The 15,769-nt window shown below is 51.7% G+C and carries 11 protein-coding genes; 1 reads left to right on the forward strand and 10 read right to left on the reverse strand.

Translation table 11 applies throughout. From position 1 onward, the window contains the following. Nucleotides 1-38: 38 nt before the first annotated feature. From aspS to NDK47_RS18215, 4 genes are all read right to left on the reverse strand, one after another. The gene (gene aspS / locus NDK47_RS18200) at nucleotides 39-1,817 is read right to left on the reverse strand and encodes an aspartate--tRNA ligase (RefSeq protein ID WP_251871184.1); all 1,779 of its coding nucleotides are present in this window, start codon (nucleotides 1,815-1,817) and stop codon (nucleotides 39-41) included. A 47-nt stretch (nucleotides 1,818-1,864) separates the two neighbouring features. Continuing rightward, the gene (gene hisS / locus NDK47_RS18205) at nucleotides 1,865-3,139 is read right to left on the reverse strand and encodes a histidine--tRNA ligase (RefSeq protein ID WP_251871186.1); all 1,275 of its coding nucleotides are present in this window, start codon (nucleotides 3,137-3,139) and stop codon (nucleotides 1,865-1,867) included. A gap of 451 nt (nucleotides 3,140-3,590) precedes the next feature. Next, nucleotides 3,591-5,114: a coproporphyrinogen III oxidase gene (locus NDK47_RS18210; RefSeq protein WP_251871187.1), complete on the reverse strand. Its 1,524-nt coding sequence runs from the start codon at nucleotides 5,112-5,114 to the stop codon at nucleotides 3,591-3,593. 110 nt (nucleotides 5,115-5,224) lie between these two features. Next, nucleotides 5,225-5,398, reverse strand: a complete 174-nt coding sequence (locus NDK47_RS18215; RefSeq protein ID WP_251871189.1) for a hypothetical protein — start codon at nucleotides 5,396-5,398, stop codon at nucleotides 5,225-5,227. A 230-nt stretch (nucleotides 5,399-5,628) separates the two neighbouring features. On the opposite strand from NDK47_RS18215, the gene NDK47_RS18220 reads away from it, so the two are divergent. Then, a complete protein-coding gene (locus tag NDK47_RS18220; RefSeq protein WP_251871191.1) occupies nucleotides 5,629-7,527 on the forward strand; it encodes an N-acetylmuramoyl-L-alanine amidase family protein in 1,899 nt (632 codons plus the stop codon). 63 nt (nucleotides 7,528-7,590) lie between these two features. Here the strand turns inward: NDK47_RS18220 and NDK47_RS18225 are convergent, their stop codons facing one another. The 6 genes from NDK47_RS18225 to recJ all read right to left on the reverse strand — a co-directional run bounded on the left by NDK47_RS18225 (nucleotide 7,591) and on the right by recJ (nucleotide 15,737). Next, the gene (locus NDK47_RS18225) at nucleotides 7,591-8,592 is read right to left on the reverse strand and encodes a dipeptidase (protein WP_251871192.1); all 1,002 of its coding nucleotides are present in this window, start codon (nucleotides 8,590-8,592) and stop codon (nucleotides 7,591-7,593) included. Nucleotides 8,593-8,676: 84 nt separating this feature from the next. Then, on the reverse strand, nucleotides 8,677-9,543 hold the full coding sequence (locus NDK47_RS18230; RefSeq protein ID WP_251871194.1) for a MurR/RpiR family transcriptional regulator: 867 nt from the start codon (nucleotides 9,541-9,543) through the stop codon (nucleotides 8,677-8,679). Between the two features lie 399 nt (nucleotides 9,544-9,942). Further along, complete coding sequence (dtd, locus tag NDK47_RS18235) at nucleotides 9,943-10,380, reverse strand: D-aminoacyl-tRNA deacylase (RefSeq protein WP_251871196.1); 438 nt, start codon at nucleotides 10,378-10,380, stop codon at nucleotides 9,943-9,945. Nucleotides 10,381-10,432: 52 nt separating this feature from the next. Beyond that, a complete protein-coding gene (locus tag NDK47_RS18240; protein ID WP_251871197.1) occupies nucleotides 10,433-12,607 on the reverse strand; it encodes a RelA/SpoT family protein in 2,175 nt (724 codons plus the stop codon). A 243-nt stretch (nucleotides 12,608-12,850) separates the two neighbouring features. Further along, nucleotides 12,851-13,363 (reverse strand): adenine phosphoribosyltransferase, encoded by a 513-nt coding sequence (locus NDK47_RS18245; RefSeq protein WP_251871199.1) that lies wholly within the window; start codon nucleotides 13,361-13,363, stop codon nucleotides 12,851-12,853. A gap of 13 nt (nucleotides 13,364-13,376) precedes the next feature. Beyond that, the gene (recJ, locus tag NDK47_RS18250) at nucleotides 13,377-15,737 is read right to left on the reverse strand and encodes a single-stranded-DNA-specific exonuclease RecJ (protein WP_251871201.1); all 2,361 of its coding nucleotides are present in this window, start codon (nucleotides 15,735-15,737) and stop codon (nucleotides 13,377-13,379) included. Nucleotides 15,738-15,769: the final 32 nt, after the last annotated feature.

Consider the following 15,769-nt stretch of genomic DNA (forward strand, 5'->3'; position numbering starts at 1 on the left):
CAATGTAACAGACGCTAATGCGACTATGCAAGCCTGCCTTATTCTTCTTCTTTTACGGTCGTGGTGATATGCAGTTCAGCGAGCTGTTTCGCATCTACTGGTCCTGGTGAATTTACCATCAGGTCGCTTGCGCTTGCCGTTTTCGGGAAGGCAATTACTTCACGCAGATTGTTTCGTCCCGCCAGCAGCATGATCAAACGGTCGAGACCAAGGGCGATGCCGCCGTGCGGAGGCGTTCCATAGTCGAAGGCATCCAAAAGGAAGCCAAATTTTTGCTTTGCTTCTTCTTCCGTGAGACCCAGCGTACGGAACATTTTTTCCTGTACATCGCGTTTGTAAATCCGCATGGAACCTCCGCCAAGCTCGTAACCGTTTAACACCATGTCGTACGCTTGGGCGCGAACCTGTCCCGGGTCTGTTTCCAACAGGTGCATATCCTCGTCTTTTGGACGGGTGAACGGATGGTGCAGCGCCACATAGCGCTTGGTCTCCTCGTCCCACTCTACCAGCGGGAAGTCTACGACCCAGAGGAAGGCAAACTGGCTGTGGTCGATCAAGCCCAGCTCTGCTCCCAGCTTGGAGCGCAGCGCACCCAACGCATCGGCAACCACCTTCGGCTTGTCAGCAACGAACAGGATCAGGTCACCATCTTCGACAGCGAGACGCTCCTTGATAGCGCTGAATTCCTCATCCGTAAAGAACTTGGCGATCGGGCCTTTTACTTCGCCGTCTTTAAAGCCGATCCAGGCCAACCCTTTGGCACCGTAACGGGAAGCGAACTTGCCGAGGTCATCGGCTTCTTTGCGGGAATAATGGCCGCAGCCTTTGGCGTTGATCGCTTTGACCTGACCGCCTCCAGCTACCACGCTGGCAAATACTTTAAAATCACTGTTTGCCACCAGATCCGACACATCGGTCAGCTCCATGCCAAAGCGAACATCCGGTTTGTCAGAGCCATAGCGGTTCATCGCTTCTGCATAGGTGAGACGCGGGAACGGAGTTGGCACATCTACGCCGATTGTGGCTTTAAACACATGAGCGATCATCTCTTCCATCATTGGCAGCAATTGCTCCATGGAAAGGAAAGAGGTTTCGATGTCCACCTGGGTAAACTCAGGTTGACGGTCAGCACGCAAGTCCTCGTCACGGAAGCAGCGAGCGATTTGATAGTAGCGCTCCAGGCCAGAGACCATCAGCAATTGTTTGAAGAGCTGAGGGGACTGCGGGAGCACGTAAAAATCTCCTGGATGCACACGGGAAGGAACCATGTATTCACGCGCACCCTCCGGCGTGCTTTTCGTCAGCATCGGCGTTTCTACTTCTACGAAAGCACGCTCATCAAGGAAATCACGGAATGCTTTCGCCGCCTTGCTGCGCAGCATCAGCGAACGCTGCATCTCGGGACGGCGCAGGTCGAGGTAGCGATACTTCAGGCGTACCTGCTCATCTACGTCGATTTCATCCTCAATCTGGAACGGCGGTGTTTTGGCATCGTTCAAGATCAGGATTTCGCTGACCAGCACCTCTACTTCGCCAGTTTTCAGCTTCGGATTGACAGCTTCGGGAGAGCGCTCCACGACGTTACCTTTGACTGCGAGAACGTACTCGCTGCGCACTTTGTCAGCGATTTCCCAAGCGGCCTTGTCATGCTCCGGATTGAAAACAATCTGCACAATACCTGTTCTGTCCCGGAAGTCGATGAAGATCACGCCCCCGAGGTCACGGCGCTTTTGCACCCACCCGTTTAACACGATTTCCTGTCCTACGTGTTCTTTGCCAACCTCTCCGCATTGTACAGTGCGATATTGCCAACTCATTGTGATTTCCTCCACTCATTTTCTATTTATAGGTGTAAATTTGGAGATTACGATTTCAAACGTTTAACCAGCTCACCCGGCAGCTCTTCCAGCTTGTATTCCTGCTGCTCACCAGTGGCCATCTCTTTCAGGACCGCACTGCCGTTCGCCAATTCCGACTCGCCAATAATCACCGTAAACCTTGCCGAAAGGCGGTCTGCCTGCTTCAGTTGAGCCTTCATCTTGCGGTCGAGATAATCGAGCTCCGCCGCTACGCCTGCACTGCGCAGACGATCGACGAGTCTAAACGCGGTGGTTTTCGCCTCCGGAGTCTGGATCGCGACGAAACAGTCCACTCCAATCGCTACCGGCAGGTTGATGCCCTGCTTTTCCAAAGCGAGCAAAAGCCGTTCAATGCTCAGCGCAAAACCGATTCCCGGCATGTCGTCGCCGCCCAGCTCAGCCACCAGCCCGTTGTATCGGCCGCCGCCGCAAAGCGTTTCCACAGCGCCGATCTCCGCCATCTTGATTTCAAAGGCAGTCTGCGTGTAGTAGTCAAGCCCGCGTACCATGCGCGGATTTACAGTGTAGCGGATACCCAGTGCTGTCAGATACGCTTTGACTGCTTCAAAATGGGCCGCCGACTCTTCGCTCAAGTACTCCAAGATCGAAGGAGCGTCTTTGGTCAAAGACTGGCAGGTCTCGTTTTTGCAATCCAGCACCCGAAGCGGGTTGCGGTCAATCCGGGACTGACAATCCGGACAGAGCTGGTCACGCACCCCGTTTAAATGAGCCAGCAGGTGGTGGCGGTGATTGGCCCGGTCTTCAATCGTCCCGACGCTGTTAAGCTCTACGCTGAGACCGCTCAATCCCAGCTCCTCGTACAAGCGCATGGCCAGTGAGATCACTTCTGCATCGATCGCCGGATCACTGGAGCCGATTGCTTCCGCGCCAAATTGCACAAATTGGCGATACCGGCCAGCCTGCGGACGCTCATGCCGGAACATGGGACCCAGGTAATACATCTTGACCGGCTGGTTGGGAGAGCCGTACAGCTTGTTCTCCACGTAGGACCGCACAACGCCCGCCGTTCCTTCCGGCCGCAGGGTCAGCGTATCATCGCTGCGAGGATTGGACACGCTGTACATTTCCTTTTCGACGATATCCGTCGTCTCTCCCACTCCGCGCTGGAACAGCTCTGTGTTCTCAAAAAGCGGCGTGCGGATCTCCTGGTAATTGAACCTGCGACACAGGTCGCGAGCTTTGGCCTCGATATAGTGCCACAGCTCGACTGTGCCCGGCATGATATCCTGCGTACCGCGAGGAATCTGAATCTTTGCCATCTGACTTACCCCTCCATCTTCGTATCCTGTCAAATCCTCTTTTCAAAACAAAAAATCTCTCGCCTCCTGACATGTAGTTGATTGCAACATGTCAGGGACGAGAGATTGGTTTTGCTCCCGTGGTGCCACCCTGATTGGATCTCCCTCGCAAGGAAGAATCCCACTTATTCGCTGTTAACGCCAGCATACGCCTGCCAGTTACTAGACTTGTTTTCCAATCAAACAGTCGTTCACTGCGGTCTTCAGGGATGTCATTCGCCAAGTCGTGTTAGGGAAATGCTCTCAGCCGCGGCAATTCCTCTCTGACTATCCGTTTCCTGGTTACTTGTTCCCGTCATCAGATCAATGATTGATTCAAAAGCTCACGTAAAATCTTAATGCAAATCATAACAAACGAAGATACACGCGTCAACAGGCCCTCGGTAAAACTTTTTTCATCGAAAAAATCAGGTTACACGCGTGCCCCGCTCGATTCCTGTGCTGCAAACCCGTACACCTGATCCAGATCGCGAATCTTCTCCTCTGTCAGCTTACGGTAGGTCTCGTTGTACGTCCGCGGGTCTTTTGGATTTGGCCAGCGGGTAAGCTTGCCGCTTCCGGGTGCCATCAGCTTGGAGACAGCACCGCAGCCCAGCCCCAAAATCGTCTGCGCCTCCTCCATAATCATGATGTTGTAGATGCTTTCCTGTCCGGTTCGTGCGTAGCCCACATTTTCCAAGTTGCCCAGGATATTTTTCTGGCGGTAGAGGTAATAGGGATCATAGCCATGGGCCCGGGTCCACGTTGTCGCCAGTTCCATCATCTGACTGACCTCTTCCCTGCTCGCCACCTGATAGCGCTCCTTATTTTGCGTCATCTCGGAAGCGCGCTTGAACGAGAGGGTATGAACTGTCAGGGAAGCCGGCATCAGCTTTTCCACTTCCCGCAGGCTGTGCTCCCATTCGCGCATCCCTTCGTTTGGCAATCCGATGATCAAGTCCATATTGATATTGGTCAGACCCATCTCCATTGCCAGGTGATATTTTTCAATTGTTTCCTCCACCGTGTGATGACGTCCGATGGCCTGCAGCGTTTCCTGAGTAAAGGATTGTGGATTGATGCTGATCCGGTCCACTTCCCAGCGTTTCATCACATCCAGTTTTTCCGGGGTGATGGTGTCGGGTCTGCCAGCCTCCACAGTCAGTTCACGAACACGATCCATATGCGGAAAGGTGCGGTTCATGGTTTGAAACAACTGATCCATATCGTCAGCGGTGATACTGGTGGGCGTTCCCCCGCCAAAGTAGATCGAAGTGATCCGCATATCCCGCTCCGTCAACCACTCGCCCAGGCGTTCGATTTCATAATGAAGCCCCTCCAGAAAGGGGTTCACTGATGCCGTATGGCTGCGGATGGCGTACGCCGGAAAGGTGCAATACGCGCATTTGGTCGGACAAAAAGGGATGCCGATATAAACGGAGAGCTCCCGATCAATTTCATAGAAATCGGGAACCACACGCAGTTGTCTGTCGATGATTTGCTGAAGCAATTCAATTTTATAGGGGCGCACCATGTAATCCTGCTGGAGGCGGCGATGAACCGCTTCCCGAGGTTCTCCTGAAGACAGAAGCTGGTGCATCAGCTTGGTGGGGCGGATGCCGGTCAATACTCCCCAGCCCTGCTCCATCCCGGTCAGCTCTTCGAGAAGCAGCAACAAAACATAGCTGACGGCCCGCTTGGCAACCTTTCGTTGCTCCTTTTCCTCAAAAACGGTATAGATACGCTCCGTCTCCTTCTGGATGCGTCTCTCCCCTGTCAGAAGCTCTCCCCGCGCGTAAACACCGCTTTCACGCTCCTCCAGGACGAGACTGATGCACAGGCCCTCTGCCGCTTTCCACTCGGATACGTAGGCAATCTGTGGCTCTTCATAAAACAAGGCGAGAATCAAACCGATTTCCCGCTCAAATTGATGTCCTTGACTTTTCACCTGAATCATGGGTTCACCTGCTTTTTACGTTTGCCCTTTCATCTTATCTGACCGAAGTGGCAGGGTCAACAAGGCAGAACCTGAGGCGAAACCTTGCGAGCTGAACCTGCAGGCTGAACTTATCGGCGAATCCTTTTTCTCAGCTCCTGAACATCTCTCACGCTGATGTGAAACTCCCTTGACATCTCCACGTCATTTAATGTCGCTTCCTTCTCCAGAAAATCATGAAAATCAACGGAAAACAGTCGTCTGTTTGTTTCCTGAGCAAATGCTTCCTTTCTGGATTGTCGCACCCGTTCTCCTCCTTTTTCGATCACGCTGTTCTCTAGTATGACCCGCTGATCACGAAAGAATAAGGGAGGCTTATTGGGACAGAGATCGGGAAACGCTAAAAAATTGGAAAATAAAAAAGAAGTTTGTCGGAAGATGCAGGAAAATGAGAGAGCGAAGGCGAAAGAAGACTTTTGGTAATTTCATGTAAACTCAACGTGTGATCAATACAAGGTGGAAAGGGTGTCATCTCGTGATTTTTCGTAAACAGCTCCTGCGGACACTCCTTGCTGTGGCATTTGCCTTCAGCATTCCGGCTGCAACCGTTTGGGCTGCCGGCTCTGTTCAAGTAAAAGTAGACGATATGAACGTACGATCCGGTCCCAGCACACAGGATCAGGTCGTAACGACATTGCCTGTCAATACAGTGTTGCCCGTGATTTCCGAAAAAGGGGATTGGATCAACGTAAAACTGCCCAATGGCAAAACAGGCTGGGTCGCCGGCTGGCTGGTTACCAAAACAGCAGCGCAACCCACCCCCGCGCAAGCTCCCAAGCCGCAAATTGAGAGCAAAACAGATAATCTCAATGTCCGCTCAGGTCCTGGTCAAAACTTCCCGGTGGTTCAGACCATCAACCCCGGGACCAAATTCACGGTGCTGGAGCGTAATGGCGAATGGATTTCCATTCAATTATCGGCGAGTACAAAAGGTTGGGTAGCAGGATGGCTCGTTACGGAGCACAACGCTGGAAATGCTGCCGGTCATCAGGCACCCTCCACTGGAACACCTGCTGCACCGCCTTCAGCAACACCACCAGCCGTGCCGACAGCACCTGGGGGATCGTCCGCTACCGGACAAGCTGGCAATGCCGGCAATTTACTGACACTGGAAGACAATCCATATGTTTATCCGGCACCGGACCTTTCTTTGCCTGCCATCGGTCAGCTTCACTCCGGCATGAATATCACCGTGACCAGCAAACAAAACGGCTGGATTCAATTTCCCTACGAAGGCATCCAGGCATGGATCCCGCAGCCGGGAACAGGTTCAGCTCCATCTTCAGGCAATAATCCTGGCACTCCTGCCCCGGATATCATCGATGGACATGGCAACAGTGGCGATTCGCCGATATCGCCTGCTGCCCCGGCGCAGCCTGAAAAGCCGACCGCTATCGTTCAGACAGACGATTTGAACCTTCGTGCGGAGTCAAATACAGCCAGTGCGGTACTGGGGACGTTGAAAGCCGGTACTACATTGAATATCCTGGAAAAACAGACAGATTGGTACAAGGTCCAGACGCCAGACGGAAAAACGGGCTGGGTCGCTGGCTGGCTGGTCACGGTCAAACAACCCGAAATGCCAGCACCGCCGGGACCCCACATCGCTGTGGTGAATCCCGATACCAACGTACGTTCAGGTCCCGGGACTGAACATGAAATCATCAAACAGATGCAGCCAGGTGAAAAATACCCCATCGCCAAACGCGAGGGTGATTGGTTCCAGCTCACCTTCACAGACGGTTCAACCGGTTATGTAGCAGGGTGGCTCGTCTCTGCGGTCGGTGTTCCGGCAATTGTAAAGTCAAATGAGCTGGTCGGCAAAGTGATTGTCGTAGACCCGGGCCATGGGGGCAGTGACAACGGAGCAACCGGTTCCAGCTTTTCCACTCTGGAAAAAACGGTGAACCTGCAGGTTGGGATGATTCTGCGGCACAAGCTGGAGGCTGCTGGGGCAAAAGTCATCATGACGCGAAGTGACGACCGGAAGCTGACCCTGCAACAGCGTGTGGATGTAGCGATACAAAATAATGCCGACATTTTTGTCAGCATTCACCACAACACCCATCCCAATTCGGCCACAAATGGAACGATCATTTTCCACTACAACCGGGGGAATTCAGGAAAACTGGCCTCGCTTGTGCAAAATGAGGTTGTAAAAGCGACGAGCTACAAAGACTTGCAGGCCCGTTTTGGGGACTATTACGTACTGCGGGAAAACACGGTAACCTCTATACTGGCTGAGATCGGCTTCCTCTCCAACTACAATGAGGAAATCAAGCTCCGGTCCGAAAAACAGCAAGAGCTTGCTGCTGAGGGTTTGTTCAAAGGAATCCTTCAGTACTTCTCTTCTTTGAATACCAACGGCGGTTGACCAACCGATCCCTCGTCTTACTCTTCAGAGTGGACGAGGGACTTTTTTATTTATCATCTTTTTTTATCTCCACACCTCGCGAAAGACTCGTAGAAGATTGTTGCCCATGATGCGCTCGATTGCATCGTCTTTATATCCCCGCTTCATCAAGCCGATAGCAATATTCGGCACTTGTTCATGTCCTTTGATGACGTCAAAAGGCTTGCGAGGAAAGGCCGCCAAACTTTCCGGGGAGACGTACTTCAAAAACTCGTCCGTTATGTCAAGTCCGAGACTGACATGCTCCAGCCCTACCAGCTTGACGATATGATCCACATGATCCAAAAGATGCTCCAGATCGGCCTCCTCATCTTTCTCGGATACAAAGAAATTGACCGCGTTCATGCCGATCACGCCATTTCTTTCTGCGAGAGCCCTTATCTGTTCATTGGACAGATTGCGCATCGAAGCTGCCAGAGCTCTACAGTTGGAATGGGAGGCAATCACAGGCTTTTTCGCGATTTTCATAACATCCCAGAAGCCCTCGTCATTCAGGTGGCTGACATCGACGACCATCCCCAATGCTTCTGCTTCTTCAACAAGCTGAATGCCAAAATCGGTAATCCCGCCCTTTTGACCCTCGCGGACAGGAGAAAAGTGGCTGCCATCCCCGGCAAAATTGCGCCTGCTCCACACAAGTCCGATCAGCCTTACACCCAGCTCGTAAAAAATACGAAGCATGCTTAGATCGTTAAACAGCGGCTCTACCCCTTCGAGCGAGAGGACAAACCCCACCTTGCCCTCCTGCTTCGCCTTGATCAGGTCATCTGTCGTTTTGCAGACGAGAATTTTATCGGGGGATTCGTCCATTTCTGCGTACAGGGCACTAATTTGCTGTAGTGCCTTTCGCAGACCCATTTCCGGCAAAAAAGCGCTGTCAACAAAGATCGCCGAGACGACGGAATCAACTCCACCGTCACGAAACTGAGGTAAATACAAGGACTCAATCACTTTCCGTCTGCCGTGTTGCCGCTGAATGGCAACGTCCATTAGAAGATCAAAATGACCGTCAATTACAAGCGTCATGTGAATCCTCCCCCTTTCAGAGTTGCCGGCTCAAAGCCGCTGCTCTGAAAAAATGTATTTGCTTCGATTCCTGCAGTCTTTTCGTTATTCGACGAACACATCGTGATTGGCATAGAATTGTTCCAGCCCATGCAGACGAGCACGCACTCCATCCGGGTCCTTCATCATAACGCCCAGGATCACAGCATGAAGCAGACTGATGACAGATGACATCGTATCAATGCCCGTATGAAGAACGAATTTGGCTTCTGTTGTCAGGGTTATGTCAGAGATCAGACCAACCGGGGACAGAACGCGATCTGTAACGGAAATCAGCGTGGCCCCTCTCTTTTTGGCGCTTTCCGCAATTTGCAAGGTTCCTTTGGAATAACGGGGAAACGAAATGGCCAGTGTCACAGATTGTTCCCCTAAATTGAACAGCTTCTCATAGTTGTCGCCGCTAAAAGGACAGAGATGAACGTTCTTTCGCAAGTTGCCCAGCGTAAAAGCAAACCAGTGGGCTGCGGAAAAAGATGCCCGGTTGCCAACTACCAAGACATGGTCTGCTTTGATCATGGCCTCTGCCGTTTTCCAGATATCCTCTACGTTCATCTGCTTCAAGGTTTGCTGCAGAATAAAGATGTCATTCTCAAAAACCTGGGCAAAGGGATTCGTTTCTTCAGACGTCGTGGTGTTCTCTGGAAGGTTTTTGGCATAAGAATGACTGGTGCTTTGCAGAAACTGCTGCTGGATTCTGTCTTGCATTTCGGAGAAGCTGCTGAATCCCAGTGCGTATGACAAACGGATCACAGTCGTCTCACTCACCTCTACTTCACGGCCAAGCTGTACGGCTGTACTGAAGGCTGCCTTTTCCAGATGACTGATCACATGTTCTGCTACTTTTTTCTGTGCTGTAGATAATCCGCTAAATTTTTCTTTTACGAGTTCTTCAAATGTAGTTGATGTCTGCATAAGGCTCTCCTTCAAAAATGATTTCCTTCGGCGATTCTAACATTCTTACGGCTTCGCTCCCGTAACGGCGAGCAGCAGCATCGCTTCCAGCGCCCGTATCAGGACACACCTCCCCATTTCGACTTTAACCTCTTCCCACACACAAAAGCATCTTATCCTTCCCATTTCCATATATTTGAAGGATATACTTCTATTAGATTTATATCACAGAGAAGTTGAAAATGATATATTTTGAAAGAATTTTCAAAAATTGAAATCCGAACGTTCGCATGAAAAAGAGTATCAGTTGCCGTTCACTGATACCCTTTTGCTTCAATATAGCTGCGGGACGTTGTCTACATTCTAATTTATGCGAATTCGCTGCAATAGATACCCCGCCTTGTTTTGTCGACCATTTCTTTAAGTCTCTACAATCAGCGTAACCGGCCCATCATTTAAGAGCCGAACCTCCATCGACGCCCCAAACCGTCCCGTTTCTACGCGCAAGCCTTTTTCACGCAGCTTGGCGTTAAACAGCTCATAGAGCGGCTCTGCATGCTCAGGACGAGCGGCAGCCATGAAATTGGGCCGTCTTCCTTTGCGGCAATCACCGTATAATGTGAACTGGGAAACGGACAGGATTTGCCCCCCCGTATCCAGGACAGAAAGATTCATTTTCTCCTCGCTGTCTTCAAAAATTCGCAGATTGGCTATTTTCTCGGCAGCGAATTCCACGTTTTTTTCTGTATCCTCATGAGTCATCCCGACAAGCAGGACCAGACCGTGGTCAATTTCTCCCACTACTTCACCTGCCACCGTTACGCTTGCTTCCCGGGCACGTTGGACTACCACTCGCACAGCAACAAACCTCCTTGCTTCATCAGAAAAAAGAACACCCGATCTCTTGCGATCAGGTGCTTAAAATCCGTCGTACGGAATAGATATCCTTGATTCGCTTGATACGCTCGACCACTTTTTGCAGGTGGTCTATATTGCTGATGGAGATCGTCATGTGAATGGTCGCGACACGATTTTTGTCCGCTTTGCCGCTGACAGCAGAAATATTGGTTTTGGTTTCTGCCACTACCTGTAGAACATCATTCAGCAGGCCGCTGCGATCCTGACCCGTGATCTCGATATCCACATGGTAATTATGTTTGAAATCGGTGTCCCACTCAACGTCGATCAATCGCTCCATGCATTCGTCTGTCAAGACGTTGGGGCAGTCCTTCCGATGAACTGAAACCCCTCTGCCCCTGGTGATAAATCCAATGATCTGGTCACCAGGGACAGGCGTACAGCAACGCGAAATGCGCACGAGCAGATTGTCTACTCCTTTTACTTTGACACCTGATTCACTCCGCACCACGGTCTGGGTTGGCGAAGGCTTGAATTCAGGCACCGGAGGCGGATTCAGCTCTTCCCGCTCTTTTTTCAGTTTGTCGATCAGCCGGGTGACAATCTGGGATGCCGTTATCCCGCCATAACCGACGGCGGCGAACATATCCTCTTGTCCCTGGAAATTAAAGCGGGCAGCCGCTTCCTTCAGATTGGTCTCGGTCATCGCATCCTTGATTTCGAAGCCTCTGGATTTGATCTCCGATTCGACCATCTGCTGACCCTTGGCGACATTTTCTTCACGCTTTTCCTTTTTGAACCACTGCTTGATTTTATTGCGGGCATGTGCCGATTTGGCGATCTTCAGCCAGTCCTGGCTCGGACCATAGGAATGCTTGGAGGTCAAAATCTCTACGATATCGCCTGTTTTGAGCGCGTAATCCAGCGGCACAATCTTTCCGTTTACTTTAGCGCCGATGGTCCGGTTGCCGACAGCCGAGTGTATCCGGTATGCGAAATCAAGCGGCACGGAGCCTTTTGGCAGCTCGACGACATCGCCTTTTGGGGTAAAGACAAAGACCGTATCGGAAAAGAGATCCTGTTTCAGGGACTCCATAAACTCCTGCGCGTTCGGCGCTTCTTCGGAGCCCCCCTGAATGATCTCCCGCAGGTTTCCCAGCTTTTCCGCAAACGATCCCTGTACGATGCTCCGGCCTTCTTTGTAAGCCCAGTGGGCAGCAATCCCGATCTCCGCTGTCTGGTGCATATCCCACGTCCGAATCTGCACTTCCAACGGCTCTCCTTTCGGCCCAATCACCGTCGTATGAAGCGACTGATACATGTTGGCCTTGGGCATTGCGATGTAATCCTTGAATCTCCCAGGCATCGGCTTCCACAACGTATGCACAATCCCGAGTACGGCATAACAATCGCGGATGTCATTCACGATAATGCGGAGTGCCAGCAGATCGTAGATTTCATTAAACTGCTTGTTTTGCCTGGTCATCTTTTTATAGATGCTGTAAATATGCTTGGGTCGCCCGGAGATTTCCGCTTCGATGTTCAGCTCTTTTAGCTTGTCCTTGATCGTGTCGGCTGCTTCGTTGATGTAGGCTTCCCGCTCCGTCCGTTTTTTCTGCATGAGATTGACGATGCGGTAGTACTGCTGGGGATTAAGGTAGCGCAGTGAGGTATCCTCCAGCTCCCATTTTACAGAGGCAATCCCCAGGCGATGTGCCAGCGGTGCGAAAATCTCCAGTGTCTCGTCGGAGATTTCCCGCTGCTTTTCCTCGGACATATGGCGAAGGGTCCGCATATTGTGCAGACGGTCAGCCAGCTTGATCATGATTACCCGGATATCCTGGGCCATGGCCACCAGCATCTTGCGGTGATTCTCGGCAAGCTGCTCTTCCTTCGACTTGTATTTGATTTTATCGAGCTTTGTCACGCCGTCGACCAACAAAGCTACTTCTCCGCCAAACTCGCTTTGCAGATCTTCCAGCGAAATCTCGGTATCTTCCACCACATCATGTAAAAAACCGGCAGCGATTGTTACCGCATCCATATGCAAACCGGCCAAAATGCCCGCGACGGCGATCGGATGCATGATGTAGGGAACGCCCGATTTCCGCACCTGACCTTCATGTGCCTTCTCTGCCAACTGGTAAGCGCGCGTGATCAGATCCAGATCCGCTTTGGACAAGTAACTGCCTGCTTTTGTGAGTACTTCATTAATGCCGGTGCTCATAGTTCCTTCCCTTATCCTCTCATAAAAAAGCTTCGTCCGAAGCCTTCTCGGAGTTACTGATGCTTTCTTTCCTAAGGCTGCTGCTTCTTCCCTTTCCTACGCGTAAGGGAGGATATGATGAATGATGTCTATTTATCCTATTATCTTGTAAGTCCCCTGTATTGTAAAGGTGATTCTCCAGGGAAAGTATGAAGCCTCCGTCACAAACAAAAAAAACGGGCATCTGCGCCCGTTTTTGCATGATTAATATACCACGAGGGATTTGACTGGAATATCGCCCATTTTTTGGCGTCCTTCCAGGTAGGAAAGCTCGATGAAGAAGGCAGCGCCTACCACGATCCCGCCAAGCTGTTCAATCAGTTTGATCGTAGATGTAATGGTTCCCCCTGTCGCAAGCAGATCGTCTGCAATCAGAACCCGCTGTCCCGGTTGAATCGCATCCACATGGACAGCGAGAGCATCTTTTCCGTATTCCAGATTGTACTCCGCCTTAATCGATTCATAGGGCAATTTTCCAGATTTGCGAATCGGAATAAAGCCAACGCCGAGTGCATACGACAGCGGTGCTCCGACGACGAATCCCCTCGCTTCGGGACCTGCAATCACATCGGCCTGCACTTCTTTGGCAAACGTGGTCAACTCTTCGATCGCAGCTTTATACGCCGGCCCGTCTTTGAGCAAAGTGGTAATGTCCTTGAAACGAATACCTGGTTGTGGAAAATCAGGAATGACGCGAATATACGATTTGAAATCCATGAAACAATTCCTCCTACGAGGTGGCCGCTGCCACCTGCTGCTGAAAATGAGTTACCAGAGAATCATATGAAGAAAGCAAAAGTTCGGTTGCCAGCTCACTCTCTTCTCTCCATTCTATATACAAGCGGGAGCCTTCCAGCGGTTGTTTAGCCGCTTCCGGATTCAGCCTGAAGGCATCCGCCTCCACCTTGATAAAATCAAGCTCTGCGAGCACGGCGAGCATGCCCTCCAACAGATCCCGCTTCAGCTTCAACCTGCGCGCCATGGCATCCAGATGAATGCGCTGCACCAGGGGAACCTGCATGAAAAATTGATAAACCAGTTTAAACTGCTCTCTACCGGGGCAGGAAAGCCGCTCCAGTCCCAGATCAGGGTCACCAAACAGGCAATAGATGCGCTCGGCGCTCTCCAGGTACGTGACCACCTGCATCAGATCTCTTCGCGATCTGGGCAAATCGTACAAAATGACGCGCGAAGGTTTCAGGTCGCCCGCTTTCACATCCTCCTGTGAGAGGGACAGCAATCCGTCCTCGAGACCGGCCAAAGCAGCCATCGGCAGAAGTTCCTCATAGCTTTCCTGGCGAAACAGGATAGTCAGCACATCACCTGAGTCCTGGAGATTTCTCCACCGCTCTCTTTTGTCCCGGCAGCCTCTCCAGTCGTATACCTGACGATGCGGGATGGTCAGATCGCGTATGGTTAACTGCGGCTTTCGATTGCCATTCCATTCGTTAACTGACAGCTCGCCAATCACCTGATATCGAGCTTTTGGCGTTACCTCCGGGACGATATGAGCCCAGTTAAAGCCAATCGCATCGATTTGACCCGCATCCTTTACCAGCGAGCATTTCAGATGGGTCTGATCACGTCCAATCGTCCTCATACCCGCCGTCTCAACGTCTTGTATCATCACCAGAGGAGTCGGATTCCCCATCCCAAACGGTGCAAGCTGCTCCAATTGCTCGGCGGTCTGCAAAGTGACATCGGCCAATTCCATCGCGACATCTACTTTCGTCAACGGAACAAAATCTTTCTCGGTCAGCCACTCATGGGCAAGTTGATTTAGCTGTTTGCGGAAAGGCTCAAGGTTATCCACAGGCAGAGTCATCCCTGCTGCCATGGTATGCCCGCCGTAATGGGGAAGCCACTCGCGGCAAGCCGTTAATGCCTCATACATGTCAAAGCCGTTGATGCTTCTGGCTGAGCCTTTAGCCGTTCCCTTTTCAGGGTCAATTCCCAGGACGATCGTGGGACGATAAAATTTTTCGACTAAACGGGATGCGACGATGCCGACAACGCCGACATTCCAGCCTTCCTTCGCCAGAACGAGCACCCGGTTTTCATCCAAAGGATAATCCTCCAGAACCATCTGAATCGCTTCATCCGTGATGGTCTGAACCAGCTCTTGCCGCTCACAGTTCAAATCGTCGAGCTGCTGTGCGGCCTCCTCTGCCTCCTGGATATCCTCCGTGGTCAACAGCTTGACGGCTACGGCCGCGGTTTCCAGACGCCCGCCTGCATTGAGACGCGGCCCGAGCGCAAATCCCACATGTCCGGCCGTCAACATCTCTGTATCAGACAAGCCGCAAACCTTGATCAACGCCTGCAGGCCAATATTGCGGGTGTGGTTCAACCTCTTCAGCCCTAATTTGGCCAAAATCCGGTTCTCGTCTACCAGCGGAACCAGGTCGGCAATCGTTCCCAGAGCGGCGAGATCAACCAGATCGAGAGGCGGCTCATCCAGCAAGGCATGAGCGAGTTTAAACGCCACCCCGACTCCCGCCAGCATGTCAAACGGATAAGAGCATGCCGGCTGTTTGGGATTGATCACAGCAAATGCCTCCGGGATAACCTCCGGAGGTTCGTGGTGATCCGTCACAATGACGTCCAGCCCCAATTCCTTGGCAAAAGCAACCTGCTCAACCGCACTGATTCCCGTGTCAACCGTGATGATCAGCGTAAAGCCCCTCTCTTTCAACGAAGAGAGAGCGTCCTTATGTAGCCCGTATCCTTCTGTAAAGCGGTTGGGAATGTAGGTATCAAAAGCAGCTCCCAGCTTCCTCATGACTTGCACCATCAAAGAGGTGGAGCTGACACCGTCGGCATCGTAATCGCCGTATATACAGATCATTTCTTGCCGTTCGATCGCCTCACGGATCCGCTTCACACTTTCTTTCATACCGTGCAAAGCATATGGATCGTGAAAAAGCTCCGGCCCCGCATCCATGAATTCTTTCGCACGCTGCACGGTATCAATCCCGCGAATCACAAGCAGCTTGGCAACTAAAGGCGCCAATCCGCACTCCCGGGCGATCATCTCCGCCAGCTCATTATCGTACGCAGCCAGTTGCCAGCGTGTTTTCGCTTTCAGCATAGGCCTTCCTCCAATCCTCATTCATTATAGAG

The sequence above is a fragment of the Brevibacillus ruminantium genome (assembly GCF_023746555.1).
Lineage (GTDB): Bacteria > Bacillota > Bacilli > Brevibacillales > Brevibacillaceae > Brevibacillus > Brevibacillus ruminantium.